Source organism: Antarcticimicrobium sp. (assembly GCF_029212575.1).
GTDB lineage: Bacteria > Pseudomonadota > Alphaproteobacteria > Rhodobacterales > Rhodobacteraceae > Antarcticimicrobium.
Map to the genome: position 1 here is coordinate 20,596 of NZ_JARGPK010000019.1, position 25,469 is coordinate 46,064.

A 25,469-nucleotide genomic window follows, 5' to 3' on the forward strand; every position below is an offset into this window, starting at 1 on the left:
GCTCATCATCCGATGCCTCGCCCCGCGTCGGCAATCGCCGACCATAGAATATTAACGCCTTACCCGAATACTGTGTTCCGGCCTGCGCGGCAACGCGGCGCAGGGCGATCTTTCCTCCCTGTTGGACTGGCCGCGCCCGAAGGGGCGCGGTCCTTTTTCCGCGGGTGACCAAAATAGGGGCAGACGCCAACCTGATCCGGGCCTTTGGGCAGGGAAGTTGCCTTTGCTGTTGACCGGGCTGCGCCCCTTTCGTAACGTCACGTTATAAAACTAAGTCGGCCGGTCCGACGGGGAGAAAACGCATTGCGGAAAAGGGGGCTGTTTCAGCCCCCTTTTTTGCGGGCGACAATCGGAACATTTCCGCGCGTTGCGGTCAAAGGCCGCTGACACTTGTCCGGCTCCGTGTTAAAGCGGCCGCAACCAGCCACCATGGATAATGGGATTACAAATGTTCAAGACCCTGACCTCTCTCTCCGTGATCGCACTGACGGCCCTGGTCGTCCCCGCGACGGCGCAGGACACCGACAGTGAAAAGCCCGCCTCCGACCAGTTGCTGGACCTGGGGCAGCCGGCCGATGCGAACCCGCAACTCGGATCGCGGTATTCCAAGGAAAAGGTCGGCGATTGGGATCTGGCCTGCATCAAGACCGAGGGCGAATCCGACCCCTGCTCGCTGCTGCAGATTCTGAACGACGACAAGGGCAACCCGATGGCCGAATTCTCGCTGTTCCGGATCGAGGGCCAGGGCCAGGCGGTCGCCGGTGCAACCATCATCGTTCCGCTTGAGACCCTGTTGCCGGCACAGTTGACCCTTTCGGTCGATAACGCCCCGGGCAAGCGCTATAGCTATTCCTTCTGCAACCCCTACGGCTGTGTCGCGCAGATCGGTCTGACCGAGGAAGATATCGCCGCCTTCAAGCGCGGCAAGACAGCGACGTTGTCGCTGGTGCCGGCGCCGGCCCCGGATCAACTGGTGACGCTGAACCTGTCACTGAGCGGGTTCACCGCCGGTTTCGACAAGGTGGATGTGGTCAGCGACAAGTAATCCGGACCGAACCGCCAAGGATGCCGCCGGGCCCGTGCCCGGCGGTTTGCGTTTCAGACCCGCCGCAGCGCCAGCACGGCGTTGAGCCCGCCGAAGGCAAAGGCGTTCGACAAGGCGACCTCGACCCGGGCCTCGCGCGCGTCGTTCGGCACCACGTCGAGCGCGCATTCCGGGTCCGGTTCCTCGTAACCGATGGTGGGGGCGATCACCCCGTCGCGCAGCGCCATGATGCAGGCCAGCAGTTCGACCGCGCCGGTGCCGCCGATCAGGTGGCCGTGCATCGACTTGGTCGAGGAAATCATCAGGTCGTCCGCATGCGGCCCGAACACGTCGGCCACCGCCGCGCATTCGGTCTTGTCGTTGGCCAAGGTGCCGGTGCCATGGGCGTTGATATAGCCGACCTCGTCAGGGCTGATGCGGGCATCGGCCAGCGCGCCGGCCATCGCCCGCGCCGCGCCCTGTTTCGATGGCATCACGATGTCGGAGGCATCCGAGGTCATGGCAAAACCCACCACCTCGCACAGGATCTCGGCGCCGCGTTTGCGGGCGTGCTCGTATTCCTCGAAAACGAAAACCCCGGCGCCCTCGCCCTGGACCATGCCGTTTCGGTTGGCGCTGAACGGGCGGCAGGCGTCCTTGGACATCACCCGCAACCCCTCCCAGGCCTTGACCCCGCCGAAACACAGCATCGATTCCGATCCGCCGGTGATCATTGCAGGCGCGGCGCCGGACCGCACCAGTTGGAACGCCAGCGACATGGCATGGTTCGACGAGGCACAGGCGGTCGAGACGGTAAAGCTCGGCCCCTTGAGATTGTATTTCATCGACACGTGGCTGGCTGCCGCATTGTTCATCAGCTTTGGCACGACAAAGGGATGCACCCGGTTCTTGCCATCCTCGTAGACCGAGCGATAGTTATCGTCCCAGGTCGAAACGCCGCCCCCGGCGGTGCCCAGAACCACGCCCGCGCGCGCGGAAAGATCGCCGTGAAACTCCATCCCCGCCTGGGTGATCGCCTCTTCGGCCGCGGCCAGGGTGAACTGGGTGAACCGATCGTAAAGCGTCATCTGCTGGCGGTTGAAACGGCCTTCGGTCTCGAACCCGCGCACCTGGCCGCCGATCTGGATCGCCAGCCGCTCCACATCGCGGAATTCCAGCGGGCCGATGCCGCAGCGCCCCTCGCGCATGGCCTCCAGAGTTTCGGGGACCGACTGGCCCAGGGCGTTGATGGTGCCGGCCCCGGTGATGACAACGCGTTTCATGTGGTCAGGCCTGCTCTGGTTGCATCAGGATTTTTCGGCAACCAGCTTTTCGATCCCGGTGATGATCGCGCCGACATTGGTGATGTCGAAGTCGCTTTGCGTGGGTTCGTTGGCATTGAAGGGGATCGTGATGTCGAACTCCTCTTCGATGGCAAAGATGCTTTCGACCAGGCCCAGACTATCGATGCCCAGGCTCTCGAGCGTGCTGTCCGCCGTCACGTCGGAGGGCTCCAGCACGGCCTGCTCGGCGATGATGGCGATGACCTTGTCGCGAATGCTCATTGGCGCTCTCTGATCTGATGTTCCTGAGGTGATTTACTCGCTCGAACCAAATTTGGAAACAGCCTTTTTCAAGGCCGCGACATCCCGCATGAGGCGCGGCAGGCGGCGCTGCGCCTTGTAGATCTCGGTCTGGGCATCCATCTTGACGCCCGGATACCCCATAATAACGCGCCCGGCCGGCACGTTGGACAGGATCTTGGTGCCGCCGGCGGCGATCACCCCGTCGCCGATGAAGATGTTGTCGACCACGCCGGTCTGGCCACCGAGGACAACGTTGTTGCCGATCTCGACCGAGCCGGAAATACCGGTCTGTCCGGCGAAAAGGCAATCGCGCCCGGTGCGCACATTGTGACCGACGTGCACGAGGTTATCCAGCTTGCAGCCGTCGCCGATCTCGGTGGGACGTATGGTGCCGGAATCGATCGTGGCATTCGCCCCCACCTCGACATCGTCGCCGATGCGCACAGACCCCAGAGAATGGATGCGCAGCCAGCTCTGCGCCTTGGCGTCGCCCTGATCGCCCATGGTCTTGCGCACGTTCTCGGCGCCCGACACCTCCGGCGTGACGAAGGAGAACCCGTCCGAGCCGATCCGCGCGCCCGGCTGGGCAATGAACCTTGCGCCGATCTTCACCCTTGCGCCGATGCTGACCATCTCGCGCAGGACGGCGTTTTCCCCCAGTTCGACATCGGTGCCGACGTAGCAATGCGGCCCGATCACCGAACCTGCACCGATCTTTGCCCCGGCGCCGATGATGGCCAGCGGCCCGACACTGACGCCGATGCCGATCTCTGCGCCTGGGTCGATCACCGCCGTGGGATGGATGCCGGTGCCAAAGCCCTGCCCCGGATCCATCATCCCGGTCAGCCCCGACATCGCCATGCGCGGGCGCGGCGCAAGGATCGCGGCCGCCAACCCCATCGCCTGCCAGTCGGCCCCGTCCCACAGCATCGCCGCGCGGGCCCGCCCCTTGCCCATGTCCTCGGCGTATTTCGGCGCCATCGCGAGGGCGAGGTCATCGGGGCCCGCGGTGCCCGGTTCAGCGGCGCGGCGGATCGTCAATGACAGCTCGCCCCGGGCCTCAAGACCCAGGGCGTGCGCGATTTCTTCGATGGTGTAGCTCATTGTGGGTCCTGCCAAACGGTTTGGACCCAGTGCTTACCCCTGAACCGATCCCAGGGCCACCCCCGCCTGCTGCAGCGCGCTCCAGATCTTGGCGTCCCGGCCATAGACATCGCGGCGAAACTCGGCCCGGCCGCGGTCGCTGGTGAACGCGGTGCGGTAGATGATATGCACCGGCACGTGCTGCTCCAGTTCGACCTTGGTTTCACGCCCGGTCTTCAGGATCGAATGGAACAGACCGCGCGGATCGTCCGATTGCGCTGCCAGCAGCGCATAGGCGAAATCGAACGGATCGGCCAGGCGGATGCAGCCATGCGAAAAGGCCCGCACCTCGCGCTTGAACAGGTGCTTTTGCGGCGTGTCGTGCAGGTAGATGTTGTAGCGGTTGGGGAACATGAACTTCACCAGGCCCAGCGCGTTGCGGGTCCCCGGCGGCTGACGCATGTCGAAGGGGAACGACTGCGAGCTGTATTGAGAGAAATCGGCATTGGCCCGGTTCACCCGGCGCCCGCGGCTGTCGGTGATGATCAGATGGCCGGCGGCCCCGGGGTTGTTGCGTAGTGCCGGCAGGTATTCCTTGACGATGATCGAGCGTGGCACATGCCAGCTCGGGTTGATGATCATGTGCTCCATCTCGTCCGAGAACTCGGGGCTGCGCCGGTCATGCACGTTCATGCCCACCACCGAGCGGGTCTTGAACGTCACCCGCCCGTGGTCGATGATCTTGGCGGTAAAATCGGTCTGGTTCACCAGGATGTGGCGGTCGCCGCGCTCGTGGTTCAGCCAGCGTTCGCGTTCCATCGCCACCACGATCGACTTCAGCCGCTCCGCCGCGGGCTTGTTGATCTCGCTCAGGGTGCCGTCGCCGGCCACGCCGTCGGCCTCCAGACCATGAGCAAGCTGGAACCGGCGCACCGCCTCTTCCATCGCCCGATCAAAGGTGCGCGTGGCGCTGCGGTCCAGGTATCCCATCGCCACCAGCCGGTTGCGCAGCGCGATCACCGCGGCGCCCTGGTCGCCCGGCTCGATCTTGCCACCCGGCACGGTGGGTCCCCAACCACCCCGTGCGATCAGCCGCTCGTAGCGCAGCTTCTCCTTCATCAGCGCGCGGTACTCGGCCGTCACCGGCGGCAGCGCGCGCAGATAGGCCAGTGGCGCGGTTTCGGAAAACTCGGTCAGGTACCCCTTGCGGTCGTGCAGCGGCACCTCGCGTTTGATGTCGTCGTCAATCTTCGAGGGCGTCAGCAGCCCGGTCTGCACATCCTTGGCATAGGTCACGAAGGCCCGGCTCAGCGCGACCTCGACCCGGGCCAGATCGCGGGTTGTACGCACCGCGGCCATCTGCGCCTTCAGTTGCGCGACCCCGTAGCGCGCCTCTGGCAGCCCGTGCACGGAGGCTCCGGACAGCACGTCCAGCAACGCCGCCCGCTGGGCGCGGGCCGGTTCGCCCTCGGCGGTCCAGAGCGGTTGATAGTCACGCTCCCGATAAAAGGCGGCAACGGCATCGTCGGCCGAGGCAGCCTCGGCCACGGATTGCTTGAACGCGGTGACCTGGGCCCGCGCTGGAGAGGCCAGCGAAAGCCCAAGTACGCAGGCTGCCGCCAGCAGCGGGACATGGAGTGAAAACCGGATGGTCGATATCATTTTGGGCATTCCTGAGCAGCTCGGAAAAATCTCTGATTAATCAGTGTATTTTGAGTGTTTTCGCGCCGATGTGCAATGTCCATTCACAATTCCTTCAGGTGCCGTTCCCGTCCGGCGGTGAGGTTTCGATGCATCGTTTGCCGGATTTCGCGGCGGCGAAGCGACGATACCACGGGACAAACAAAGGATTTGCGCAGAATTTTGCCGAAAATTCCCCCTATGACAGCCTTGAAACAATCCGTGCTTGGCAGGCGATTCGTCCTGTGGCATGCAGTTGGCATCTGGGGATGGACGAAAATCGCGCGTGTAACATCACGCATAGGCAGGACGACAAGCGTACGGGACAACGCAAACCAATGGCAGATACGAACGGATCGGGTCTAACCCGGCGCTCTCTCTTGGGCGCTTTCGCGGCAACCGCTCTGGCAGCGGCTCCCACATATTCGAACGCAGCGGGCTTTCTTCGCGGAGGCGGCGACATTCGCCGGCTGCGGATGTATTCCGGCCGCACTGGCGAACGGATCGACATGATCTACTGGATCGACGGCGACTACATCAAGGACGCGGTCAAGGAGATCCATTACTTCATGCGCGACTGGCGCACCGATCAGATCAAGTCGATCGATCTGCGCACGCTGGACATCATGGCGGCCTCGCACAACCTTCTCGACGTGCATGAGCCCTACATGCTGCTGTCGGGCTATCGCAGCCCGCAGACCAACGCCATGCTGCGCAGCCGGTCGCGCGGGGTGGCCAAGAACTCGCTGCATATGAAGGGACAGGCGGCCGATCTGCGACTGGCCTCGCGCAGCGTGAACCAGATGGCCCAGGCGGCGCTGGCCTGCCACGCCGGCGGCGTGGGCCGCTACTCGCGCTCGAACTTCGTACATATGGATTGCGGCGTGGTCCGCAGCTGGGGCGGCTGATCGCGCCGCGCGCGCCCAGCGGCCATTCAGATCCGGTCCCGGTCCGGCCCCCGCCTCTTCGCGGGGGCTTTTTCTTGTCCGTGAAGGGGGTGAGGAAGCGGCCCTTTACGAGGCTGCCCGCGACGTCGTAGAGAGGCAGCCAGCCACCCGCCGGAAGACACCACCAGCAGACAGGACGCCGCCCATGACCGCGATCCGCACCCTGACGACCCGCCTGTGTTTGCTGGCCTGCGCCGCGCCGGCCGCCGCGCAGGAGGGGGCGATCGGAGCCACCGCCCCGCTGTTCGGCGCATCGGACACCTCCTCCTATCCCGCTCCGGCGGTCTCGGCGTCGCCGCTGCCGCGTTTCCTGGCCGATGGCGGGCCGGTGATCTGGGCGATTGCCGCGCTCTCGGTGATCACCCTGGCGATCATCCTGTGGAAGACCTGGCAGCTCGCCCGCGCCGGCGCCTGGCGCAAGGGACGCGCGCGCGACGCGGTGGCGGCCTTTGAACGCGGCGACAGCGCCGCCGCCGCGACGATCCTGACCCGGCGCGGCGGGCCGCGCTGCACCGTGGTGCGCGCCGCCATCGACGCCCGCGCGGGCAAGCCCGACGCGCTGGCGCGCGAGGACACGCTGCGGGTGGCGCGCAACGAACTGGCCGAGGCCGCGACCGGCCTGCGCGCGCTCGAACTGATCGCCACGATCGCGCCGCTGCTGGGTCTGCTCGGCACCGTTCTGGGCATGATCGCGGCGTTCCAGGCGTTGCAGGAAAGCGGCGCGCGCGCCGATCCCTCGCAGCTTGCCGGCGGCATCTGGGAGGCGCTTCTGACCACCGCCGCCGGCATGGCTGTCGCGATCCCGGCCTCGGCGGCGTTGACCTGGTTCGAGGCGGTGATCGACCGCATGCGCCGCGATATCGAGGACGCGGTGACGCGGATCTTCGTGGCGCCCGCGCCCGAGGCCATCGGCGCGGCCCGGGCCGCCGAATAGCCATGCAGGGCCTCGCGCCGATCCGCCGCCGCCGGCGCCCCAGCCTGACACCGATGATCGACGTGGTGTTCCTGCTGCTGGTCTTCTTCATGCTGGCCTCGCGCTTCGGCGTCGAACAGGTGATGCCGCTGCCCCTGGGTGGCGGTGCCGCCGCCTATTCCGGCCCCCCCCGCCTTGTCGATATCGGCCCCGATGGTCTCTGGCTGAACGGGCGTGTCACCGCGCCAGAGGCTCTGGTCATGGCCCTGGCGCCGATGGTGGAGGCGCCCTCGGACACCATCGTCCTGCGCGCCCGGGACGGCGCCGCCCTGCAAGAGGTCGTTTCCGTCGCCGACCGGCTGCGCGCGGCGGGCTATACCACCCTCGTCCTGGTGGAGTAGCCGCATGCAGATCCCCACCCCCCGCCAAAGACCGCGCGGCGAATCCGTGGTGCCGATGATCAACGTCGTTTTCCTGCTGCTGGTCTTCTTCCTGATGACCTCGCAGATCGCGCCGCCCGACCCGGTCGAGATCACGCCGCCGCAGGCGGCGCAGGGCGCGCCGGTGGATCACGGCACGCGGCTGTTCCTCGGCCTGGACGAGGTCGCACGGATGAACGGGTTGAGTGGCGATGCCGCGCTGAGGGCGCTGGCGGCGCGCGATGCCGGGGCCGGTCCGGTCATCCTCGCCGCCGACGCGCGGGTGCCGGCGGCGACGGTGGCCCGGCTGATGCGGCGGATGGCGACCCTGGGCATCGCCCGGATCGAGCTTTCGGTGCTGCCGGAATGAGCGGATTGGCGGAAAAGGCGCTGTTCGGCGCGCTGGCGGCCGGGTTGCATGTTCTCGCCTTCGCATCGGTGCCCGGCGGCGGCGCGGAGTCCCGCGGCGCGGAGGGCGAACAACTCGTCACCCTGCAGGGGGCGACACCGCGGCTTTCGGCAATGGTCTCGGACTGGAGCGCGCCGCCGGAGGTCGCCCGCGACCCGCAAGTCGCGGCGCTGGTGCCGCCCCCGGACCGCGCGCCGGCAATGGACCCGCCGCAGGTCGACCGCGTTAACCGGCCTGCCGTGCCTGTTGCGCGCCCGAACATGCCCCGCGTGGCGGTCGCCCCGAGTTCCGTACCGCAGACCTTGCCGCGCCCGGCCCTGCCTGAGGCGCCGGCGCTGCTGCCCGCTCCGTCACCTGGCGGCGCGTCGGCATCGGCGCAAGTGGCCCCTGCCCCGCCTGCCGTCCCGCGACCGACCGCGACCGGCAAACCCGATGCACCGGCCGCCCCTTCCCCCCCGGACCTGGCCCGGGTGACCGAACCCGCCGCTGCGCCCGCCCCGGCTAAACCCAAGGCCCGGCCGCAGCGGCAGGCCCGGGAAAGCTCGGCGGCGGCCCCGGCGCAACGGGCATCGGGCAGTGGCGGCGCGGCGCAGGCGGGAATCGGCGGGCGTGCAGAGACCGCGACCCTGAGAGCGGGCCAGCGCCGCAGCCTGATGGCATCCTGGGGCGCCGGGATTCGCACCCGGATCGAGCGCCGGAAACAACAGCCGCGCGGGTTGCACGGTGGCGGCCGCGTGGTGCTGGATCTTCAGGTCGGCCGAACCGGCGAGTTGCGCGCCGTGGCCGTGCGCCAAAGCTCGGGCAATGCGGATCTCGACGCGGCGGCGCTGCGGGCGGTGCGCCGCGCCGGCCGCTTTCCGGCCGCACCCGAGGGGCTGACCGATCCGGTCTATCGGTTCTCGCTTCCGATCCGTTTCAATCGCTGACCGGGGGGGCATCGGAGCGCAGGCTGCTCAGCAGATCCGGTTCAAGATCCAGGTGCCTCTGGGCAATCTCCAGCAGCGAGTCCTCCAGTTGCGGCGGCCCCAGGTCCAGATCCCGCGACAGCACATCGAGGATGGTCCGAAGCGCGTCGATGCGGGCGAATTTCTTCTGGTTCGCCGGGATCACCGTCCAGGGCGCATGGCTGGTCGAGGTCTTTTCGAACATCTCGTTGGTCGCCGCCGCGTGATCCTCCCAATGGGCACGGTTGCGGAAATCTTCATAGGACAGCTTCCAGCGTTTCATCGGATTGCGCAGCCGTTCCTCGAACCGCTTGGCCTGCTCTTTCGGAGAGATATGAAAGAACAGCTTGACCAGGCGTACCCCGTCGTCGGTCATCATCCGCTCGAAGGTGTTGATCTCGTCGTAGGCCGCGCGCCAGCGATGCTCCGGGGTCAGCTGCTCGACCCGCTCGACCAGAACCCTGCCATACCACGAGCGATCAAAAACCGAGAGCCCGCCATCGGGCGGCAGACGTTCCATGAACCGCAGCAGGTAATGGCGCTCGCGGTAATAGTTGCGCGGCGCACCGATCGGCCAGACCTTGAAACCGCGCGGGTCGAACGCCTGCGACAGGCGCCGGATCGTGCCGCCCTTACCGGCCGCGTCCCAGCCTTCGAACACGATCACCGCCTTGCGCCCGGACAAAAGATAGGCCTGTTGCATCTGGGTCAGTTTGAGCTGCAGATCGGCCAGTTCGGAGGCATAGGCCTCCGGTTCGATCCGACAGGACAGATCGACGTCGTCAAGATGCGGCGGTCGCTGTTTGGTCATGTTTGGGCCGCCTCCTGCGGCAATCCGGCCCGGGCCAGTGCGCTGTCATAGGCCAGCGCCCCGGCACCGGCCAGCCGTAGAACATGCCAGGCCAGCACCAGGTTGCTGGACAGCACCGGCATCCCGATCTCGCGCTCCAAAGCGCCGATCACCGGCAGGGTATCGAGGTTGGTGCAGGACAGGAACAGCCCGTCGATTTCGCCTTTGGCGACCAGCGCCCGCGCCGCCCGCGCGATCGAGTCCGGCGTGATCCGCGCCACGCGGGATTCCTCGGCCTCGGCGAAACTGCCGAAGAGCGGCGTCTCTATTCCCTTGTCCGCAAGGACCGATCGCAGCCGGTCCGACACCGCTGCCACATAGGGCGACAGCAGCGCCAGACGCCGCAGCCCGAGGGCCGCGCAGGCCGCGACCAGCGCGCTCACCGGATCGGTCACACGGGCCGCCTGCGCGCCTTCGCGCAGCCGTTCGGCCACGCGGGCAGGGCCGATCTGCGCCGCGCCCGAGGTGCAGCCATAGCCGATCACGTCAAAGCCGACCGCCTCGGGGAACAGCCCCGCCGCGCGCGGCAGCTCCGCCTCCATCTGCGCCAGCGTCTGCGGCGTCACGTCCAGCCCGCTGGGCACCCGGCTCACCATCAGGTCGACCGACGCGGGCATCAGACGGCGCAGATCCGCCTCGATCCGCTCATCGGCCTGAAGCACGACAAGCCCCAGCACCGGATGCGTGCGCGGTTCGGTTTCAAAGGAAAACACCTGCATCGCCTAACCCTCCAGCAAAAGGATATCCCGCGCGGCGGGGGTGGACAGGAATGTGCAGCCCTCCTCGCGGATCACGATGTTCTCCTCGTGCACCATGACCCTCTCCGGGCCCAGTTCGATCCCCGGTTCCAGCGTGAGGACCATTCCCGCCTCCAGCACCGTGGGATCGTCGGGGATCAGCGACAGCCCCTCGGTCAGCTGCATCCCCAGCCCGTGGCCCAGCCGCCCCGATCCCGGTGTTCCACGCCGGGCCAGCGCGTCGTGCAGGACCTGGAACAGCCCGGCAGCGGTCTGGCCCGGGCGGGCCGCCGTGGCGGCCTCCTGCGTGGCATCGATCAGCGCCCCATGTGCCGCCTGCACCTGCGGCGATGGCGTACCGACCGAGAAGTTCCGGTCGAAATCGCAGAAATACCCATCGCGCATCACCCCGGTATCGAGCATCAGCACATCGCCCCTGCGCAGCGGATAGGGACCGGCGGGCGAGATCACGTCGGCATAGCCGCCCGGCCCGGACGCGCCGGCAAGGTAGGGCACCCAATCGGCGCCCTCTTCGAGGCACAGACATTGAAACCAACGGAACACCTCGTCCAGCGGCACACCGGCCCGGGCGATTTCCGGCACCCGGGCAAAAGCGCGGTCGGCTACGGCACAGGCGGCGCGGATCCTGTCGATCTCGGCCTCGGACTTGACCATGCGCAGCCCGCGCGGGATGCCGCCGTCGTCGGTAAACCCCACCCCGGCGCGCGCGCGCAGCCGCCGCCAATCGGCCAGCGGCATACGCAACTGGCTTTCCAGCCCCATCGGCAGCCCGACATGCCCGCCATGCCCGGCAACCTCGGTCAGGGTTTCGGCCAGCAGGCTCACCCCATCGTCGGCGGGGCACGGCGCCGGCCAGGTCCGGATATCGGTGATCCAGGTCCGCGCCATCAGGGCGGCGCCGATCGCCGGGATCACCGCCACCGGATCGCCCTCCCGGGGCACGATCAGGAACCAGGGCCGCGTCGGGCTTTCCCAGAACCGGGTCAGGAACCCGCTGAAATAGCGCAGATCGGCCTCGGTCGTCAGCAGCAGCGCGGCCAGCCCCCGGTCTGCCATCCGGCTCTGCGCGCGCGCGACCCTTGCGCGGTATTCCGAGGCCGGAAATCCGCGCGGCGGCGCGCTCATCCCTCCGGCCCCTCGCTGAGGATGATCAGCGCGCAGACGGTCGCGTCCAGCCCCAGGGCCTTCGCATCCGCCGCCGCGATCAGCCCCGAAAGACCGGCCGCCCCCGAGGGCGTGGTCGCAAACCCTGCATCCGCGGCGATCTCGGCCCCGCGATGCCCCTCCTCCTCGCTGATGGTCAGGAAGACATCGGCATCCCGCGCCAGCCCGCGCAGCGCGATCCAAGAAGGTTCCTTGCAATCGAGCCGCCCCATGTCCGAAACCGGCCCCTCGGTCACCACCGGGCGAGCTGCGGCGATCGAGGCCGCGAGCGCCGGGGCGGCCTCTGGCTCCACCACAGCGATCAGTGGCGCATCGCCCCAACGTGCCCGCATCAGTGCCGCCGCCGCCCCGGCCAGCCCGCCGACCCCGGCCTGCAGGAACACATGGCTGGGCACCTGCGGCATCTCGCGGATGACCTCGTCAATCAGCACGAGGTATCCCTCCATCAACCGGTGCGGCCGCGCCATGTAGCCGGGCCATGAGCTGTCCGACAGCAATTGCCAGCTCTTGGTCCGGGCCGCCGCAGCGGCGGCCTCCATGCTGGCCTCGTAACTGGTGCCCTCGCGGACCACTTCGGCCCCCTCGGCGCGCAGTCTTTCGGCAAAGCTCTCGGGCACGGTCTCGGCGATGTAGACCACCGCGCGTGCGCCAAAGGCCCGGGCCCCGGCGGCGACCGACAGCCCGTGATTGCCGGCGCTGGCGGTGACATAGGTGACGCCGGAGACATCCCCCTCGGCGGCATCGCAGGCGATCACATAGGCCGCCCCTAGCGCCTTGAAACTGCCCAGCCCCATGCGGTTTCGTTCATCCTTGAGCCAGAGCGACCCAAGGCCCAGGCGTTGCGCCAGCGCGTCGGATCGGACCAGGGGCGTCACCGCATGGCGCGGGCACCTCTGCACCAGGGCGCGCGGCCGGTCGGCATCGGTGCTGGGCAGCGGAAAGTCGCCAAGCTCGGCCATGGCATCGGCATCGCCGCGAAGGGGGTTGGGCTGGATGTCCATGACCGACAGCCCACCCGAAAGCCCCCCTTGCGGTCAAGCATTATCGTCAGGGAGCGGATCAACGGTGAGATCTATCGGACTTGGTCAAGGCCCGGCATCTCGTTCAAAACATGAAAATATATATGCAAGATGTTGATCTAAAATTACAAAAACGTACTTTTAAAGTCTTGCATAAAAAGCCGGGCGCGAGGCCCGGCTTTCCCGATCCGGCGCCGCTTCAGGCGCGGCGGCGGCGTCCCCCAGCGCGTCCGCGGCGGCCACCCGCGGCCTCTTCGCCCGGTGCGGCGGGCGGCTTGTTGAACCGGATCCACGCGCCGCCGTGCGGGTCGTTGTTGGTCAGCAGGTTGGCGGCGCGAATGGCCGTCATTTCCGAGCCGGGGCGGAACAGGGTGCTGCCCAGACCGAAGAGCTGGCAAAATGCCTCGTCGTCCATCCCCTCTGGCAGAACGATCCCTGCGGCCTCCACCTCGGCGCGCTTTTCGGCGATCTTGCTCGCCGCCACTGGCAGCGCGCAGGGGTTCATGATCGCGCTGGTCATCCCCGCGCCCATCGCCATCGGCAGGAACGCGTTGTTGATCCCGTGCCGGTTGGGCAGCCCGAAGGAGACGTTGGAGGCGCCGCAGGTGGTGTTCACGCCCAGTTCCTCGCGCAGCCGCCGAACCAGCGCAAAGACTTGCTGACCGGCGGTCGCCATGGCGCCGATCGGCATCACCAGCGGATCGACCACGATGTCATGCGCCGGAATGCCGAAATCGGCAGCACGCTCGACGATCTTCTTGGCCACCGCGAAACGCACGTCGGGATCTTCGGAGATCCCGGTGTCGTCGTTGGAGATCGCCACCACCGGCACGTTGTATTTCTTGACCAGCGGCAGGACCAGCTCCATCCGCTCCTCTTCGCCGGTGACGGAGTTGAGCAGCGGCCGGCCCTCGGCGGTCGCCAGCCCGGCCTCCAGCGCGCCGGGCACCGAGCTGTCGATGCACAGCGGAATGTCGACCAGCGCCTGCACCATCTGGACGATCTTGGTCATCAGCGGCGGCTCGGTCTCGTTCGGGTTGGGGTTGGAGTTGTAGACCACCCCGGCGTTGATATCGAGGATGTTGGCCCCGGCGGCGACCTGCGCCACCGCGTCCCGCTCCACGGTCGAGAAATCGCCCGCCTCCAGCTCCGCCGCCAGCTTCTTGCGGCCGGTGGGGTTGATGCGTTCACCGATGACGCAAAAGGGCTCGTCAAAGCCGATGACGGCGGTCTTGGTTTTGCTTTCGACTACGGTGCGCGTCATGAAACGGCCTTTCAGATCTGGTTTGCGGGAACGGCGGAGGCGCCGCCATGGTCTTTTGCCCAGGTGGCGTTGCCCTTGATACCGCCAAGCGGGAAGAAATGCACGTTGGTGATGTTGAAATCCGGATTGGCGGCCTTGTGGGCGGCCAGTTCTGCCAGCACCTCGGTGGGTTCATAGGGCAGCAGCAGCTTGGTCACATCCATCGCCCGTTTCTGCAGCACCTTGAGCGACGGGCCGACACCGCAGGCGATCGCGAACTTGATCAGCGTCTGCAGCTTGGCTGGTCCGGCGATCCCGATATGGATCGGCAGGTCGATGCCCGCCGCCTTCAGCCCGTCGGCCCAGGCGATTATCGGCTTGGCGTCGAACGCGAACTGGGTGGCCAGCGCCATCTGCGCATCGCTGCGCTCGCTGAATTTCTGTTTCCATTGAAGCGCTTCCAGGACATTCCTGTCACCGCCATCGGGGTCGATATCGCGGTTGCCCTCCGGATGGCCGGCGACATGCAGCCGTTTGAAGCCCGCCTTGTCAAAGAGGCCGGTTTCCATCAGTTGCATGGAGTTTTCGAAATCGCCCTGTGGCGACGAGACTCCGCCGGCCAGCAACAGCGCCTGATCGACTCCGGCCTCGCCCTGATACATGGCGATCCAGTTCTCCAGCGTCACCTTGTCCTTGATGATCCGGGCCGGGAAATGCGGCATCACCGCGAACCCGTCGCGCGCCAGCCGGGCGGCAGTGCGCACCATGTCCTCTACGGCCGTGCCGTCGATATGGGCGATATAGACGCGGGTGCCCTCGGGCAGCAGGTCGCGGAAATCATCGACCTTCTCGGCGGTGCGCGGCATCACCTCGATCGAGTAATTCTCCAGCAGCGCCTCGACCTGGCGGTTCACCGGCGCCGGGGCGGTCGCGTCGCGTCTTTTGAAGTTCAACAATGCCATTGCGGCCTCCCAGAGTGAAGCAGGGCTCATGCCCAGCCGTCGTTGGCGATCAGGGCCTTGATGCGGTCCTGATCGTATTCCGTTTCGAGACGCGCCGCCTCGGCCTCGGCCACCTCGGCCGGGTCGCCCTCGACGGGATAGGGGGCCGCCTTGCGCCATTCGGCAAGGTAGGCGTCGGTTCCCGCCGCGCCGGTCTTCATGGCGGCACGGTCGATGGCCTGTTCGAACCGCTCGGCCAGCGGGCGCTTGGCGCCGCGGCGCCCCTTGCCCACGATGACCTGGGCCGGGATGTCGCGCCAGTAAACAACAGTGACGTCCGGCATGGTTCTGATTCCCCGTCTTCTCTTCGCTCTCTCTACGGCAGGAGTGCCGCGCGCCGTCGCCGGTTTTCGACGAAAACGACGCCTTACGCGACCAATGCCTAGGCAATCGGGCCGGCGCTGGCCAGTCCGCAGGCCCCCCATTCTTCTCATCTTCAATATGAGCGGGATGATCCCTTGCGCGGCGCAAGGCAAAGACATAGCTTGAACATAACTCGAACTCGGAGGGCGTGTTGTCATGGCGCCCAAGCGTCCCAAAGGTGCGGGCGCGTTCCCGATACCGGTCGAAAGCCCTGCGCCGTCCCGGCCCGATCCAGATGCGCTTTATGCGGCGCTGGATCTGGGTACCAACAGTTGCCGCATGCTCATTGCCCAGCCAAAGGGCAGCGGGTTCCATGTGGTGGACAGCTTCTCGAAATCCGTGCAACTCGGCTCCGGGCTGGAGCGGACCGGGCGGTTGTCGCGCGCCTCGATGGGGCGCACAATCCAGGCGCTGCGGATCTGCCAGCAGAAGCTCAAGCGCAACAAGGTTCGTCACATGCGGCTGGTCGCGACCGAGGCCTGCCGCCGCGCCGCCAATGCGCGCGAATTCATCCGCCAGGTCAAGCGCGAGACCGGGCTGACGCTGGAAATCATCCAGCCCGAGGAGGAGGCGCGGCTGGCGGTGATTTCCTGCGCGCCGCTGGTCTCGACCAAGACCGACCAGTTGCTGGTGGTCGATATCGGCGGCGGCTCGACCGAGCTGGTTTGGATCGACATTTCCTCGGTGCCGCGCCGCGACCGGCCGCGCGCGATCATGCGGCTGCACGCCGGGTTCCATCCGCCCGAGAGCCCGTTTCCCGCCGCCAAGGTGGTGGACTGGATCTCGGTGCCGCTGGGCGTGGCGACGCTGCGCGACCAGTTCTATGACGTCGAGGACGATTCCGCGCGCTTTGCCCTGATGAGCTGGTTTTTTGAGGAAAACCTCGCTGAATTCGCCCCCTATCAGGACGAACAGGCGCGCCAGGGGTTCCAGATCGTTGGCACCTCGGGCACCGTGACCACGGTCGCGGCCAGCCATCTGGGGCTGAAACGCTATGACCGGACCAAGGTGGACGGGTTGCGCATGACCAGCGATCAGATCGACAAGGTGATCCGTGGCTATCTCGATCTCGGGCCCGTCGGCCGCCGTCGCGATCCGCGCATCGGTGAGGACCGGCAGGCGCTGATCATGTCGGGTGCCGCGATTCTCCAGGCGTTGTTGCGCTGCTGGCCGACCGACCGGCTGTCGGTGGCGGACCGGGGATTGCGCGAGGGGTTGCTCTACGCCCAGATGAGCGCCGATGGCGTGCTGGAGGATGGCCCGTTCTGACCCGGGCGGGCGGCGCAGTGTACGAAACCGGGCCGAAACCGTTCGATCAGGGGGAGCCGTCATGATCATCGCCATCGTCAAGATCCCGCTGCCCGGCCCGAAACGGCCCGGCGCCGAGGTCATCCGCCAATCGCTGGAATCGACCAGGATCTTCCACGAGGTCAAGGGGTTGCGGCGCAAGTATTACCTGAACGGCGAGGCGGGCGGCGGCGGCATCTACGAATTCGCCAGCCGCGCCGACGCCGAGGCCTGGTTCAACGCCGGTTGGGCCGACTGGATGGAGGGCCGTTTTGGCGTGCGCCCGACGCTGGAACTGTACGAAAATCCGGTCGTTCTGGACAATGTGGCGGGAGAGGCACGCGTCAACGGCGCCCCGGTCCCGCCGCCATGGGGCGAGGGGGCCTCCTAGCCGCCCTTGCCCGACCCGGCGAGACCCGGTATCGGACCCCGATTGCGAGGAACAGGATCATGGCCAAGAAACCCACCGGGCGAAACACATCGGGACGCGGACAGCGGGACCTGACGGTCAAGGTGAAAACCGCGCGCGGGCGCACGCTGTCCTCGACCCGTTGGCTGCAGCGGCAGCTCAACGATCCCTACGTCAAGCGCGCCCAGGCCGAGGGCTTTCGTGGGCGTGCCGCCTTCAAGATCCTGGAGCTTGATGAAAAGTACCGCTTTCTCGTGCCCGGCGCGCGGGTGGTCGATCTGGGCTGCGCCCCCGGCGGCTGGATCCAGGTCGCGGTGCCGCGCATCAATGCCCTGGGCGAGAAATCGGGCAAGGCGGTGGGCCGGATCGTCGGCATCGACCTGCAGGAGGTCGAACCGATCGCCGGGGCCGAGATCCACCAGCTCGATTTCATGGCCGATGACGCCGACGAGCAGGTCAAGGAATGGCTCGGCGGCAAGGCCGACGTGGTGATGTCGGACATGGCGGCCTCCAGTTCCGGTCACAAGCAGACCGACCACCTGCGCATCATCGCGCTGTGCGAGGCGGCGGCCTATTTCGCCTTTGACGTGCTGGAAGAGGGTGGCACCTTTGTCGCCAAGGTGCTTGCCGGCGGCGCCGAGGGCGACCTGCAGAAGCTGCTGAAGCAGAAATTCGCCAAGGTGGCGAATGTGAAACCGCCGGCGTCCCGTTCGGACAGTTCCGAAAAATTCGTGGTCGCCACCGGCTTTCGCAGCTGATCAGTTGTGCCGTGTCACCTGCGGTGGCGCGGTCCAGGAGCGCGCGGCAATCGCCATGAATTGATGGGGGTCTGCCAGCGGCCGTTTCGTCCGCCGCTCCAGGCGCAGCGCGGTATATTCGGCGCGCGCCTGCTGGTGGATCAGCGCGAACAGGCGGGTGTGGCGGCTGGTGGTGTCTTCGGCGGTCATGGCGTGCTCCGGTGCAATCACCGGGCCAACCTGCCCCGCAATCGGGCCGCCAATGGGGCCGGAACAAGACATTGTCCGGGAATTCACCGGGCGACCGGCGCGCCCTTTTGCCTGGCGTCGATCAGCGCGCCGTTGAATTCGGCCCCCAGGATCAGGATCGCGGCATTGAGGTAAAGAAAGATCAGCGCCGACATCGCCCCGGCAAGGCCCGCGTAGGTGGCCGAATAGGCGGCAAAACGCGCAATATAGACCGAGAATCCCCAGCCCGCCAGCGCCCCGAGCGCCAGCGTCAGCACGATCCCCGGCAGGATCTGGCCCAGCCCGTGGCGCCGCCCGGGCAACAGCACATGAACCGCAACTACCCCCAGGACCGGCGCCGCGGCGACGAAGATCCAGCTCACCCCGACACCGGTGAACCAGGATGTCACCTCGCCCGGCACCGCGTCGCGCAGCATGTTCGAATAAATCGGCCAGACCACGTCGACCGCGATCCCGGCCAGCGCCAGTACTGCGCCCGCGATGACCAGCCCCAGGCACAGCAGCCGACGTTGCCAATAGGGGCGCGGATCGGTGTCGTGATAGGCCCGCGCCATCGCCACCCGGACCGCATCCACCCCGTTGGACGCGAAATAGAGCGCCAACACCCCGCCCAGCGTCATCAGCCGCGAATCGGAGGCGGCCAACACCGCGCGCAGCTCGCGCTCGATCGGGGCGGCGACCTGGTGCGGCCAGGACCCCAGCAGCAGCGTGTACAGGTCGTCCACCGGCACGTCGCGCGACAGGAACCCGGCCAGCGCTACCACAAAGAGGACGAAGGGAAACAGCGCCATCATCAGCGACATCGCCACATGGCTGCTCATCACCCAGCCGCCCTTGTCGCCGAATCGTCCCAGCGCGCGGAGGAACGCGCGCAGGCCGAGCGCCAGGGGGTTTTGTCTCTCGCGTGTCATGGCGCCATCCTAACCTTGGCCGGTGCCCCGTTCCAGTGCGTGCCAATCTGCGCGATTGCTTTTGACCGGTATCGGCGGCACCCTTTCGCAGACCGATGCGCCGGGGGCCCCGGCACGGACCAAGGAGACCAGGAATGAGCGATTTCGACGATTTCACCGCCAAGCTGAAACAGACCCGGGACGAGTTGAAGCTGCAGATGCACCTGGCCAGCAAGGAGGCCGAGGAGGAATGGGAGGATCTGGTCAAGGATTGGGACAAATTCGTCCACAAGACCCAGCTCGACAAATCCGCGGAAGAGGTGGGCGAGGCCGCCAAGGACCTGGGGATGCGGATCAAGACGGCCTTCGACCGGCTGCGAAAATCCTGATCCCGGCCCCGCATGCGGGATGATCGGCACAGCCGCCCGGCGGCACGGCCCGACAGGCGGGCGCCGGCCTGATGTGGGTTGTTCTCGGCAGTCTCGGGATCGCGGCGCTTTATGCCGCCTCGGTCCTTTTTGCCTTTCGCGCCGCCGCCACCGCGCGGACGCCGCAGGGGGCGGTCGGCTGGGTGGTGTTCCTGCTCGCCCTGCCCTTTGTCGCGGTGCCAGCCTACTTGTTTCTCGGGCATCACCGGCTGCACGGCTATCTGGTCTCGCGGCGCGAGGCGCGGCAGGCGGTCGAGGCAATCCGGGATTTTGCGGCCAGCAACGCGCCGGACCCCGCCCGGACGCGGGTCAACCTTGCCCCGTTCGAGCATTGCGCCAACATGCCGGCAGTCCGGGGCAACGGGGCCGAGTTGCTGATCGATGGTGCGGCGGCCTTTGACACCATGTTCGCCGCCATCGACGCGGCGCAAGACTATGTGCTGGTGCAGTTCTACATCATCCGCAACGATCGCCTCGGGCGCGCCTTTCAGGACCGGCTGATCGCGGCGGCGGCGCGCGGAGTGCGGGTGCGGGTGATGACCGACGCGCTGGGAAGTTTCGGCCTGCCCGGGCGCTATTTCGCCCGGCTGCGCGCCGCCGGAGTCGAGGTCGCGCGACCCAAGCGGCCGCGCGCGCCCGCCTTCCGGTTCCAGGTCAATTACCGCAACCACCGCAAGAGCCTGATCGTGGATGGCGAAACCGGCTTTACCGGCGGGCTGAACGTGGGCGACGAATACCTCGGGCGCAGCAAGGCCTATGGGCGCTGGCGCGACACCCATCTGCGGCTGCGCGGGCCGGTGGTGTCGCAGTTGCAGCTGATCTTTCTCGAGGACTGGCACTGGATCACCGGCGCTGCGCCGCTGGCGGATCTCAACTGGACCGCGCCGCGCGATCCGGCGGATGCCACGGCGCTGATCGTCGCCACCGGCCCGGGCGACGAGACCGAGACCGGAAGCCTGATGTTCTTTTCCGCCATCGCCGCGGCGCGGCAGCGGGTCTGGATCGCCTCGCCCTATTTCGTGCCGGACATGGATATCATCACCGCGCTGCGCCACGCCGCGCTGCGCGGGGTCGATGTGCGCCTGCTGGTGCCGGACAGGACCGATCACTGGATGCCCTGGCTGGCGGCCTGGGCCTATTTCGACGCGATGACCGAGGCCGGGGTGCGGGTGTTCCGCTATACCGGCGGGTTCATGCACCAGAAGGCGTTCGTGGTGGACGACACCCTGGCGGCGGTGGGCACCACGAACCTCGACAACCGGTCGTTCCGGCTGAATTTCGAGGCGATGGCGCTGTTCTTCGATGCCGGTTTCGCCGGGCGCGTCGATGCCATGCTGCGCGCGGATTTCGGCAGTGCCTATGAGCTGAAGGAGGGGATCGCGCAGCAATCGCCGCTGATCCGCTATGGCGCGCCGGTGGCGCGTCTCTTCTCGCCCTTGCTTTGAGGTGTGCCGTTCAGGTAATTGTTTCAATGCATTAAAATGGCAGAGTTCAAGTTGTGCTTAATCCTGCGCTGCGCTCATGCATTGGTCGAAGTATTGCTGGTAAAGCGCCGCCCGTTTTTCATTGCGCTCGGCTTTGAGGCGTTCCCGGGCGGCGGCCCCGGCAAAGGGCGGTGCGGCGGGCGCGGCCGGGCCGCTGCTGCGCGACACCCCCAGCGCGACCGATCCGCCCAACCGAACCGTGACATTGCCCACCTCGGCCGTCAGGCCGCCCGGACTGAACCCGCTGAGACGCTCGGCCCGGGCGCGGCAGGTATCCTCCGGCGCATCGGCGCGGGCCGGTGCGATCAGGAGCAGTCCGAGCACGGCGGCAAGGGGCAAGCGATGACGCATCATGCCGACCAGATCACCCGGTTGCATGCCACACGTCAATCCGCGCGTCGGGCAGCACGCGGCATTCCGCCCAAGGGGGTGGACAGCGCGCCCGCGAAGCCCAATTGATGGCGCACCCGCGCAAGACGAGGCCGCCGATGCTGCTGACCATCGAGGACGTGAAAAAGACCTATCCCGGCGCGCGCCCGGTGTTGCAGGGGGTATCGCTGACGCTGGACGCGGGCCAGACGCTGGCGCTGACCGGGGAAAGCGGCAGCGGCAAGAGCACGCTGTTGCACCTGGCCGGGGCGCTGGACAGTTTCGACGCGGGCGAGATCCGGCTCGCGGGCACCGCGCTGTCGGGCCTCGACGACACAGGGCGCGCGGCGTTGCGGCGCGACCGGGTGGCGCTGGTGTTCCAGCAGTTCAACCTGATCCCCTCACTGACCGTCGGGCAGAACCTGGGGTTTCATGCCCGGCTGGCGGGGCGCCAGGATCCCGTCTGGATCGAGGAGTTGACCGAACGGCTCGGGCTGGCGGAACTGGTCGCGCGCTATCCCGAGCAGCTTTCCGGCGGCCAGCAACAGCGGGTGGCCATCGGCCGGGCGCTGGCGGCGCGCCCGGCCCTGCTGCTGGCGGATGAGCCCACCGGCAACCTCGACGAGACCGCCAGCACCGCGGTGATGGAGCTGATGCTGGATCTGGTGCGCGCCAGCGGCACGGCGCTGTTTCTCGTCACCCATTCCGACCGCATCGCCGCGCGGCTGGATGCCCGCGCGCATCTGAGCGGCGGGTGCATCGCATGATCGGGGCGGCGCTGCAGGCGTTGGCCTCGCATTGGCGGCGGCATCCGCTGCAATTGGCGACGCTGCTGGCCGGGTTGGCACTGGCCACGGCCCTGTGGTCGGCGGTGCAGGCGATCAATGCCGAGGCGCGCGCCAGCTATGCCCGCGCGACCGCCCAGATCGGCAGCGGCGCGCTGGATGTGCTGGAGGCCCCCGGCGGGCCGATCCCGCTGCCGCGTTACGTGGCGCTGCGCCGCGCCGGATGGCAGCTGTCGCCGGTGCTGGAGGGGCGCGCGCGACTGGGGGATCTGCGGGTCACGGTGCTGGGCCTCGATCCCGTGACCCATCCGCCCCTGCCCGCCTTTACCGCCGCGATGAAGCGCGATGCCGCGATGTTGGGGCGGATGCTGGCGCAGGGCGGCATGCTCATCGCCCCGCCGGACCTTGCCGCGATCCTGACCGATGTGCCGGGCCTGCCCAAGGTGCAGGTCAGTGACAGCGTCCCGCCCGGCATGGTGATGACCGACATCGGGGTTGCCGAACGGCTGCTGGCCCGGCCCGGCCAGATCGACCGGCTGCTGATCCTGCCGGACCAGCCGCCCGGGCTGACGCCGCTGGCCGACCTTGCCCCCGATCTGCAACGCCGGGTCTCGCGCGCCGGCACCGATACCGCGCGGCTGACCGACAGTTTTCACCTGAACCTTACCGCCTTCGGGCTGCTGTCCTTTGCCGTCGGGCTGTTCATCGTGCATGGCACGGTCGGCCTCGCCTTTGAACAACGGCGCGGCATGGTGCGCACCCTGCGCGCGCTCGGGCTGCCCCTGCGGCTGCTGACCGCGCTGATGCTGGGAGAACTGCTGGTGCTGGCGCTGATCGGCGGCGGGCTGGGGCTGGTGCTGGGCTACCTCGTGGCCGCCGCGCTGCTGCCTGACGTGGCCGCCACCCTGCGCGGGCTTTACGGCGCGCCGGTGGCTGGCGGGCTGTCGCTGCGCCCGTCCTGGGTGCTGGGCGGGCTGGTGATGGCCCTTGCCGGAACCGGGGTGGCCAGTGCCCAGGCGCTGTGGCGGATGGTGCATATGCCGCTGCTGTCTGCGCCGGGATTGCAGGCCTGGGCCCAGCGTGCCGCGCGGGGCGAGCGGCGCATGGCGCTGGCGGGTCTGGGCCTGATCGGCGCCGGGGGCGTGGCGCTGGTTCTGGTGCCGGGGCTGGTCGGTGGCTTTGCCCTGATCGCCGGGCTGATGCTGGGGGCGGCGCTGCTGCTGCCGCCGGCGCTGGCGCTGGTGCTGCACCTCGGACGGCGGCTGGCACGGGGGCCGGTGGGCGACTGGCTCTGGGCCGATACGCGGGCGCAGCTTCCCGGCATCGGGCTGGCGCTGATGGCGCTGCTGCTGGCGCTGGCGGCCAACGTGGGCGTCGGCACCATGGTCTCCAGCTTTCGCCTCACCTTCACCGGCTGGCTCGATCAGCGGCTGGTGTCCGAGTTGTACCTGACCGCCCGCGACGATGCGCAGGGGGAGGAGATCGCCCGCTGGCTGGCCCCGCGCAGCGACGCGGTGTTGCCGATCCGCTCGGGCGAGTTCACGGTGCAAAGCGTCCCGGTCACCGTCTACGGCGTGGTCGATCACCCCACCTACAGCAAGAACTGGCCGCTGCTGGAGCAGACCCCGAACGCCTGGGACCGGGTCAACGCGGGTGCTGCGGCCTTCATCAACGAGCAGCTTGCCCGCCGCGCCGCCCTGTGGTCTGGCGACCGGGTGCAACTGGCCCCAGGCTGGACCCTGCCGATCGCCGGGGTCTATTCCGATTACGGCAACCCCACCGGGCAGGCCATCGTGGCGCTGCCCGCGCTCTTGTCCCATGCCAGCGCGGTGCCCAACCGCCGCTTTGGCGTGCGCCTTTCCCCCGAGGCGATGCCAGGGCTGATGCGAGACCTGCGCGCGGCCTTCGACCTGCCCGCCTCGGCCCTGATCGACCAGGCCGGGCTCAAGGCGCAATCGCTGGCCGTGTTCGACAAGACCTTCGTTGTGACCGGGGCGCTGAACCTGCTGACGCTGGGCGTGGCGGGGTTCGCGATCCTCACCAGCCTGCTGACCCTGTGGTCGCTGCGGCTGCCGCAACTGGCGCCGGTCTGGGCGCTGGGGCTGACACGCGGCACGCTGGCGCGGCTGGAGCTGGGGCGCAGCCTGCTTCTGGCGGCACTCACCGCGCTGCTGGCGCTGCCGCTGGGGCTGGCGCTGGCCTGGGTGCTGCTGGCGGTGATCAACGTTCAGGCCTTTGGCTGGCGGTTGCCGATGTACCTGTTCCCCGCCGACTGGCTGCGTCTCTTTGGCCTGGCATTGCTGGCCGCCGGGCTGGCCGCCGCGCTTCCGGCGCGCCGCCTTTATCGCCTGCCGCCCTCGGAGCTGCTCAAGGTGTTTGCCAATGCGCGCTAGACTGGCCCTCCTGTTGCTCCTGCTGGCCGCCCTGCCCGCCTACGGCCAGGGCTACGCCGGGCTGGGCAGCACCGCGGCCGAGGGGTTTGCGGTGCCGGATCCGGAAACCCGCCTGAACTTTCCCCGCGATCACGGCGCCCATCCCGAATTCCGGATCGAGTGGTGGTATGTCACCGCCAATCTCACCGGGCCGGACGGCACCGACTACGGCGTGCAATGGACCCTGTTCCGCTCGGCCCTCGCGCCCGGAGAGGCGGCGGGATGGGCCAGCCCGCAGATCTGGATGGGCCATGCCGCCGCCACCACGCCAAGGCATCACTATTTCGCCGAGCGGCTGGCGCGCGGCGGTATCGGTCAGGCCGGGGTGAGTGCCACCCCGTTCGCGGCCTGGATCGACGACTGGCAGATGGCGGGCACGGATTTCGACAGCCTGAGTCTCACCGCGCGGGGGGCGGAGTTCGCCTATGACCTGGATCTCATCGCCGAGGGGCCGTTGGTGCTGCACGGCGCGGGCGGCTTTTCGGTGAAATCCGCCGACGGGCAGGCCAGCCATTATTACTCGCAACCGCATTACCGCATCAAAGGCACGCTCACCCTGCCCTCCGGCCCGGTCGAGGTGACCGGCCAGGGCTGGCTCGACCGCGAATGGTCGTCGCAACCGCTGGCCGCCGATCAGAACGGCTGGGACTGGTTCTCGCTCAGCTTCGACAGCGGCGCGCGGCTGATGGGATTCCGGTTGCGCGGGGCGCGGGGCGATTTCACCTCCGGCACCTGGATCGACGCCGAGGGGCACGCAACGGCGCTTGCCCCCGGTGCGTTCCGGGCCGAACCGCTGGACAAGACCGAGGTGGCTGGCCGCAGCCTGCCGGTGCGCTGGCGCGTCACCCTGCCCGACCGCGGCGTCGATGTGGAGGTCGCGGCCCTCAACCCGCAAAGCTGGATGGGTACGCGTTTCGCCTATTGGGAGGGGCCGGTGCGGGTCTCGGGCAGTCACGCGGGGCGCGGCTATCTCGAAATGACCGGCTACGAGTAAGC

The 25,469-nt window shown here is 67.8% G+C and carries 28 protein-coding genes; 14 read left to right on the forward strand and 14 right to left on the reverse strand.

What is annotated here, in order from left to right:
* Window positions 1–448: 448 nt before the first annotated feature.
* Window positions 449–1,045, forward strand: a complete 597-nt coding sequence (locus P1U75_RS03205) for an invasion associated locus B family protein (RefSeq protein WP_300239725.1) — start codon at window positions 449–451, stop codon at window positions 1,043–1,045.
* 53 nt (window positions 1,046–1,098) lie between these two features.
* Here P1U75_RS03205 and P1U75_RS03210 read toward each other — a convergent pair whose 3' ends face one another.
* Genes P1U75_RS03210 through P1U75_RS03225 form a run of 4 tightly spaced genes read right to left on the reverse strand, consistent with a single transcriptional unit; the run spans window position 1,099 to window position 5,355 of the window.
* Window positions 1,099–2,307 carry a beta-ketoacyl-[acyl-carrier-protein] synthase family protein gene (locus tag P1U75_RS03210; protein WP_300239728.1) on the reverse strand — a complete coding sequence of 403 codons (1,209 nt, stop codon included), beginning with the start codon at window positions 2,305–2,307 and terminating at the stop codon, window positions 1,099–1,101.
* A gap of 24 nt (window positions 2,308–2,331) precedes the next feature.
* Window positions 2,332–2,589 carry an acyl carrier protein gene (locus P1U75_RS03215; protein ID WP_300239731.1) on the reverse strand — a complete coding sequence of 86 codons (258 nt, stop codon included), beginning with the start codon at window positions 2,587–2,589 and terminating at the stop codon, window positions 2,332–2,334.
* Window positions 2,590–2,622: 33 nt separating this feature from the next.
* Window positions 2,623–3,714, reverse strand: coding sequence for a UDP-3-O-(3-hydroxymyristoyl)glucosamine N-acyltransferase (gene lpxD, locus P1U75_RS03220; protein ID WP_300239733.1), 1,092 nt, complete (start codon window positions 3,712–3,714; stop codon window positions 2,623–2,625).
* 33 nt (window positions 3,715–3,747) lie between these two features.
* The gene (locus tag P1U75_RS03225) at window positions 3,748–5,355 is read right to left on the reverse strand and encodes a L,D-transpeptidase family protein (RefSeq protein WP_300239735.1); all 1,608 of its coding nucleotides are present in this window, start codon (window positions 5,353–5,355) and stop codon (window positions 3,748–3,750) included.
* Between the two features lie 356 nt (window positions 5,356–5,711).
* On the opposite strand from P1U75_RS03225, the gene P1U75_RS03230 reads away from it, so the two are divergent.
* From P1U75_RS03230 to P1U75_RS03250, 5 genes are all read left to right on the forward strand, one after another.
* Entirely contained in the window at window positions 5,712–6,281 is a 570-nt protein-coding gene (locus tag P1U75_RS03230; protein WP_300239738.1) for a DUF882 domain-containing protein, read from the forward strand.
* Between the two features lie 184 nt (window positions 6,282–6,465).
* Window positions 6,466–7,254: a MotA/TolQ/ExbB proton channel family protein gene (locus P1U75_RS03235; RefSeq protein ID WP_300239741.1), complete on the forward strand. Its 789-nt coding sequence runs from the start codon at window positions 6,466–6,468 to the stop codon at window positions 7,252–7,254.
* A gap of 2 nt (window positions 7,255–7,256) precedes the next feature.
* On the forward strand, window positions 7,257–7,634 hold the full coding sequence (locus P1U75_RS03240; RefSeq protein WP_300239743.1) for a biopolymer transporter ExbD: 378 nt from the start codon (window positions 7,257–7,259) through the stop codon (window positions 7,632–7,634).
* A gap of 4 nt (window positions 7,635–7,638) precedes the next feature.
* Window positions 7,639–8,022 (forward strand): biopolymer transporter ExbD, encoded by a 384-nt coding sequence (locus P1U75_RS03245; protein WP_300239746.1) that lies wholly within the window; start codon window positions 7,639–7,641, stop codon window positions 8,020–8,022.
* Entirely contained in the window at window positions 8,019–8,987 is a 969-nt protein-coding gene (locus P1U75_RS03250) for a TonB family protein (protein WP_300239749.1), read from the forward strand. Before P1U75_RS03245 ends, P1U75_RS03250 begins: the two co-directional genes overlap by 4 nt.
* On the opposite strand, the gene P1U75_RS03255 is transcribed toward P1U75_RS03250, so the two are convergent.
* From P1U75_RS03255 to P1U75_RS03285, 7 genes are all read right to left on the reverse strand, one after another.
* Entirely contained in the window at window positions 8,977–9,816 is an 840-nt protein-coding gene (locus tag P1U75_RS03255) for a polyphosphate kinase 2 (protein ID WP_300239752.1), read from the reverse strand. The two genes, P1U75_RS03250 and P1U75_RS03255, sit on opposite strands and share 11 nt — an antisense overlap.
* Window positions 9,813–10,574, reverse strand: coding sequence for an Asp/Glu racemase (locus P1U75_RS03260; RefSeq protein ID WP_300239755.1), 762 nt, complete (start codon window positions 10,572–10,574; stop codon window positions 9,813–9,815). The genes P1U75_RS03255 and P1U75_RS03260 overlap by 4 nt, the downstream gene beginning before the upstream one ends.
* 3 nt (window positions 10,575–10,577) lie before the next feature.
* The gene (locus P1U75_RS03265; protein WP_300239758.1) at window positions 10,578–11,738 is read right to left on the reverse strand and encodes a Xaa-Pro peptidase family protein; all 1,161 of its coding nucleotides are present in this window, start codon (window positions 11,736–11,738) and stop codon (window positions 10,578–10,580) included.
* A complete protein-coding gene (locus P1U75_RS03270; protein WP_300239925.1) occupies window positions 11,735–12,736 on the reverse strand; it encodes a pyridoxal-phosphate dependent enzyme in 1,002 nt (333 codons plus the stop codon). The genes P1U75_RS03265 and P1U75_RS03270 overlap by 4 nt, the downstream gene beginning before the upstream one ends.
* Window positions 12,737–12,995: 259 nt before the next feature.
* Window positions 12,996–14,060 (reverse strand): methyltetrahydrofolate cobalamin methyltransferase, encoded by a 1,065-nt coding sequence (locus P1U75_RS03275; protein ID WP_300239761.1) that lies wholly within the window; start codon window positions 14,058–14,060, stop codon window positions 12,996–12,998.
* Window positions 14,061–14,071: 11 nt separating this feature from the next.
* On the reverse strand, window positions 14,072–15,001 hold the full coding sequence (locus tag P1U75_RS03280; protein WP_300239764.1) for a methylenetetrahydrofolate reductase: 930 nt from the start codon (window positions 14,999–15,001) through the stop codon (window positions 14,072–14,074).
* 26 nt (window positions 15,002–15,027) lie between these two features.
* Entirely contained in the window at window positions 15,028–15,324 is a 297-nt protein-coding gene (locus tag P1U75_RS03285; protein WP_300239767.1) for a virulence factor, read from the reverse strand.
* A gap of 235 nt (window positions 15,325–15,559) precedes the next feature.
* On the opposite strand from P1U75_RS03285, the gene P1U75_RS03290 reads away from it, so the two are divergent.
* The 3 genes from P1U75_RS03290 (at window position 15,560) to P1U75_RS03300 (ending at window position 17,857) form a co-directional block, all read left to right on the forward strand.
* Complete coding sequence (locus P1U75_RS03290; protein ID WP_300239769.1) at window positions 15,560–16,672, forward strand: Ppx/GppA phosphatase family protein; 1,113 nt, start codon at window positions 15,560–15,562, stop codon at window positions 16,670–16,672.
* Between the two features lie 61 nt (window positions 16,673–16,733).
* Complete coding sequence (locus P1U75_RS03295) at window positions 16,734–17,081, forward strand: hypothetical protein (protein WP_300239771.1); 348 nt, start codon at window positions 16,734–16,736, stop codon at window positions 17,079–17,081.
* A 59-nt stretch (window positions 17,082–17,140) separates the two neighbouring features.
* The gene (locus P1U75_RS03300; protein WP_300239773.1) at window positions 17,141–17,857 is read left to right on the forward strand and encodes an RlmE family RNA methyltransferase; all 717 of its coding nucleotides are present in this window, start codon (window positions 17,141–17,143) and stop codon (window positions 17,855–17,857) included.
* Here the strand turns inward: P1U75_RS03300 and P1U75_RS03305 are convergent, their stop codons facing one another.
* Together P1U75_RS03305 and P1U75_RS03310 are read right to left on the reverse strand one after the other, a co-directional pair.
* A complete protein-coding gene (locus tag P1U75_RS03305; protein ID WP_300239776.1) occupies window positions 17,858–18,046 on the reverse strand; it encodes a hypothetical protein in 189 nt (62 codons plus the stop codon). It abuts the gene before it with no gap.
* Window positions 18,047–18,129: 83 nt separating this feature from the next.
* Window positions 18,130–18,996: a YihY/virulence factor BrkB family protein gene (locus P1U75_RS03310; RefSeq protein WP_300239777.1), complete on the reverse strand. Its 867-nt coding sequence runs from the start codon at window positions 18,994–18,996 to the stop codon at window positions 18,130–18,132.
* A gap of 134 nt (window positions 18,997–19,130) precedes the next feature.
* On the opposite strand from P1U75_RS03310, the gene P1U75_RS03315 reads away from it, so the two are divergent.
* A complete protein-coding gene (locus tag P1U75_RS03315; RefSeq protein WP_300239779.1) occupies window positions 19,131–19,364 on the forward strand; it encodes a hypothetical protein in 234 nt (77 codons plus the stop codon).
* 71 nt (window positions 19,365–19,435) lie between these two features.
* Window positions 19,436–20,848: a cardiolipin synthase gene (gene cls / locus P1U75_RS03320; protein ID WP_300239782.1), complete on the forward strand. Its 1,413-nt coding sequence runs from the start codon at window positions 19,436–19,438 to the stop codon at window positions 20,846–20,848.
* Window positions 20,849–20,905: 57 nt separating this feature from the next.
* Here cls and P1U75_RS03325 read toward each other — a convergent pair whose 3' ends face one another.
* The gene (locus P1U75_RS03325) at window positions 20,906–21,265 is read right to left on the reverse strand and encodes a hypothetical protein (RefSeq protein WP_300239785.1); all 360 of its coding nucleotides are present in this window, start codon (window positions 21,263–21,265) and stop codon (window positions 20,906–20,908) included.
* Window positions 21,266–21,375: 110 nt separating this feature from the next.
* On the opposite strand from P1U75_RS03325, the gene P1U75_RS03330 reads away from it, so the two are divergent.
* Genes P1U75_RS03330 through P1U75_RS03340 form a run of 3 tightly spaced genes read left to right on the forward strand, consistent with a single transcriptional unit; the run spans window position 21,376 to window position 25,467 of the window.
* Window positions 21,376–22,023 (forward strand): ATP-binding cassette domain-containing protein, encoded by a 648-nt coding sequence (locus P1U75_RS03330; protein ID WP_300239788.1) that lies wholly within the window; start codon window positions 21,376–21,378, stop codon window positions 22,021–22,023.
* Window positions 22,020–24,434 carry an FtsX-like permease family protein gene (locus tag P1U75_RS03335; RefSeq protein ID WP_300239927.1) on the forward strand — a complete coding sequence of 805 codons (2,415 nt, stop codon included), beginning with the start codon at window positions 22,020–22,022 and terminating at the stop codon, window positions 24,432–24,434. Before P1U75_RS03330 ends, P1U75_RS03335 begins: the two co-directional genes overlap by 4 nt.
* Complete coding sequence (locus tag P1U75_RS03340) at window positions 24,424–25,467, forward strand: lipocalin-like domain-containing protein (protein ID WP_300239791.1); 1,044 nt, start codon at window positions 24,424–24,426, stop codon at window positions 25,465–25,467. Before P1U75_RS03335 ends, P1U75_RS03340 begins: the two co-directional genes overlap by 11 nt.
* The last annotated feature ends 2 nt before the right edge of the window (window positions 25,468–25,469 follow it).

Excerpts from the sequence above, each read along its gene's own strand:
- P1U75_RS03205 (WP_300239725.1), top strand. The coding sequence starts at position 449 with ATGTTCAAGACCCTGACCTCTCTCTCCGTGATCGCACTGACGGCCCTG.
- P1U75_RS03210 (WP_300239728.1), bottom strand. The coding sequence starts at position 2,307 with ATGAAACGCGTTGTCATCACCGGGGCCGGCACCATCAACGCCCTGGGC.
- P1U75_RS03215 (WP_300239731.1), bottom strand. The coding sequence starts at position 2,589 with ATGAGCATTCGCGACAAGGTCATCGCCATCATCGCCGAGCAGGCCGTG.
- lpxD (WP_300239733.1), bottom strand. The coding sequence starts at position 3,714 with ATGAGCTACACCATCGAAGAAATCGCGCACGCCCTGGGTCTTGAGGCC.
- P1U75_RS03225 (WP_300239735.1), bottom strand. The coding sequence starts at position 5,355 with ATGATATCGACCATCCGGTTTTCACTCCATGTCCCGCTGCTGGCGGCA.
- P1U75_RS03230 (WP_300239738.1), top strand. The coding sequence starts at position 5,712 with ATGGCAGATACGAACGGATCGGGTCTAACCCGGCGCTCTCTCTTGGGC.
- P1U75_RS03235 (WP_300239741.1), top strand. The coding sequence starts at position 6,466 with ATGACCGCGATCCGCACCCTGACGACCCGCCTGTGTTTGCTGGCCTGC.
- P1U75_RS03240 (WP_300239743.1), top strand. The coding sequence starts at position 7,257 with ATGCAGGGCCTCGCGCCGATCCGCCGCCGCCGGCGCCCCAGCCTGACA.
- P1U75_RS03245 (WP_300239746.1), top strand. The coding sequence starts at position 7,639 with ATGCAGATCCCCACCCCCCGCCAAAGACCGCGCGGCGAATCCGTGGTG.
- P1U75_RS03250 (WP_300239749.1), top strand. The coding sequence starts at position 8,019 with ATGAGCGGATTGGCGGAAAAGGCGCTGTTCGGCGCGCTGGCGGCCGGG.
- P1U75_RS03255 (WP_300239752.1), bottom strand. The coding sequence starts at position 9,816 with ATGACCAAACAGCGACCGCCGCATCTTGACGACGTCGATCTGTCCTGT.
- P1U75_RS03260 (WP_300239755.1), bottom strand. The coding sequence starts at position 10,574 with ATGCAGGTGTTTTCCTTTGAAACCGAACCGCGCACGCATCCGGTGCTG.
- P1U75_RS03265 (WP_300239758.1), bottom strand. The coding sequence starts at position 11,738 with ATGAGCGCGCCGCCGCGCGGATTTCCGGCCTCGGAATACCGCGCAAGG.
- P1U75_RS03270 (WP_300239925.1), bottom strand. The coding sequence starts at position 12,736 with ATGGCCGAGCTTGGCGACTTTCCGCTGCCCAGCACCGATGCCGACCGG.
- P1U75_RS03275 (WP_300239761.1), bottom strand. The coding sequence starts at position 14,060 with ATGACGCGCACCGTAGTCGAAAGCAAAACCAAGACCGCCGTCATCGGC.
- P1U75_RS03280 (WP_300239764.1), bottom strand. The coding sequence starts at position 15,001 with ATGGCATTGTTGAACTTCAAAAGACGCGACGCGACCGCCCCGGCGCCG.
- P1U75_RS03285 (WP_300239767.1), bottom strand. The coding sequence starts at position 15,324 with ATGCCGGACGTCACTGTTGTTTACTGGCGCGACATCCCGGCCCAGGTC.
- P1U75_RS03290 (WP_300239769.1), top strand. The coding sequence starts at position 15,560 with ATGGCGCCCAAGCGTCCCAAAGGTGCGGGCGCGTTCCCGATACCGGTC.
- P1U75_RS03295 (WP_300239771.1), top strand. The coding sequence starts at position 16,734 with ATGATCATCGCCATCGTCAAGATCCCGCTGCCCGGCCCGAAACGGCCC.
- P1U75_RS03300 (WP_300239773.1), top strand. The coding sequence starts at position 17,141 with ATGGCCAAGAAACCCACCGGGCGAAACACATCGGGACGCGGACAGCGG.
- P1U75_RS03305 (WP_300239776.1), bottom strand. The coding sequence starts at position 18,046 with ATGACCGCCGAAGACACCACCAGCCGCCACACCCGCCTGTTCGCGCTG.
- P1U75_RS03310 (WP_300239777.1), bottom strand. The coding sequence starts at position 18,996 with ATGACACGCGAGAGACAAAACCCCCTGGCGCTCGGCCTGCGCGCGTTC.
- P1U75_RS03315 (WP_300239779.1), top strand. The coding sequence starts at position 19,131 with ATGAGCGATTTCGACGATTTCACCGCCAAGCTGAAACAGACCCGGGAC.
- cls (WP_300239782.1), top strand. The coding sequence starts at position 19,436 with ATGTGGGTTGTTCTCGGCAGTCTCGGGATCGCGGCGCTTTATGCCGCC.
- P1U75_RS03325 (WP_300239785.1), bottom strand. The coding sequence starts at position 21,265 with ATGCAACCGGGTGATCTGGTCGGCATGATGCGTCATCGCTTGCCCCTT.
- P1U75_RS03330 (WP_300239788.1), top strand. The coding sequence starts at position 21,376 with ATGCTGCTGACCATCGAGGACGTGAAAAAGACCTATCCCGGCGCGCGC.
- P1U75_RS03335 (WP_300239927.1), top strand. The coding sequence starts at position 22,020 with ATGATCGGGGCGGCGCTGCAGGCGTTGGCCTCGCATTGGCGGCGGCAT.
- P1U75_RS03340 (WP_300239791.1), top strand. The coding sequence starts at position 24,424 with ATGCGCGCTAGACTGGCCCTCCTGTTGCTCCTGCTGGCCGCCCTGCCC.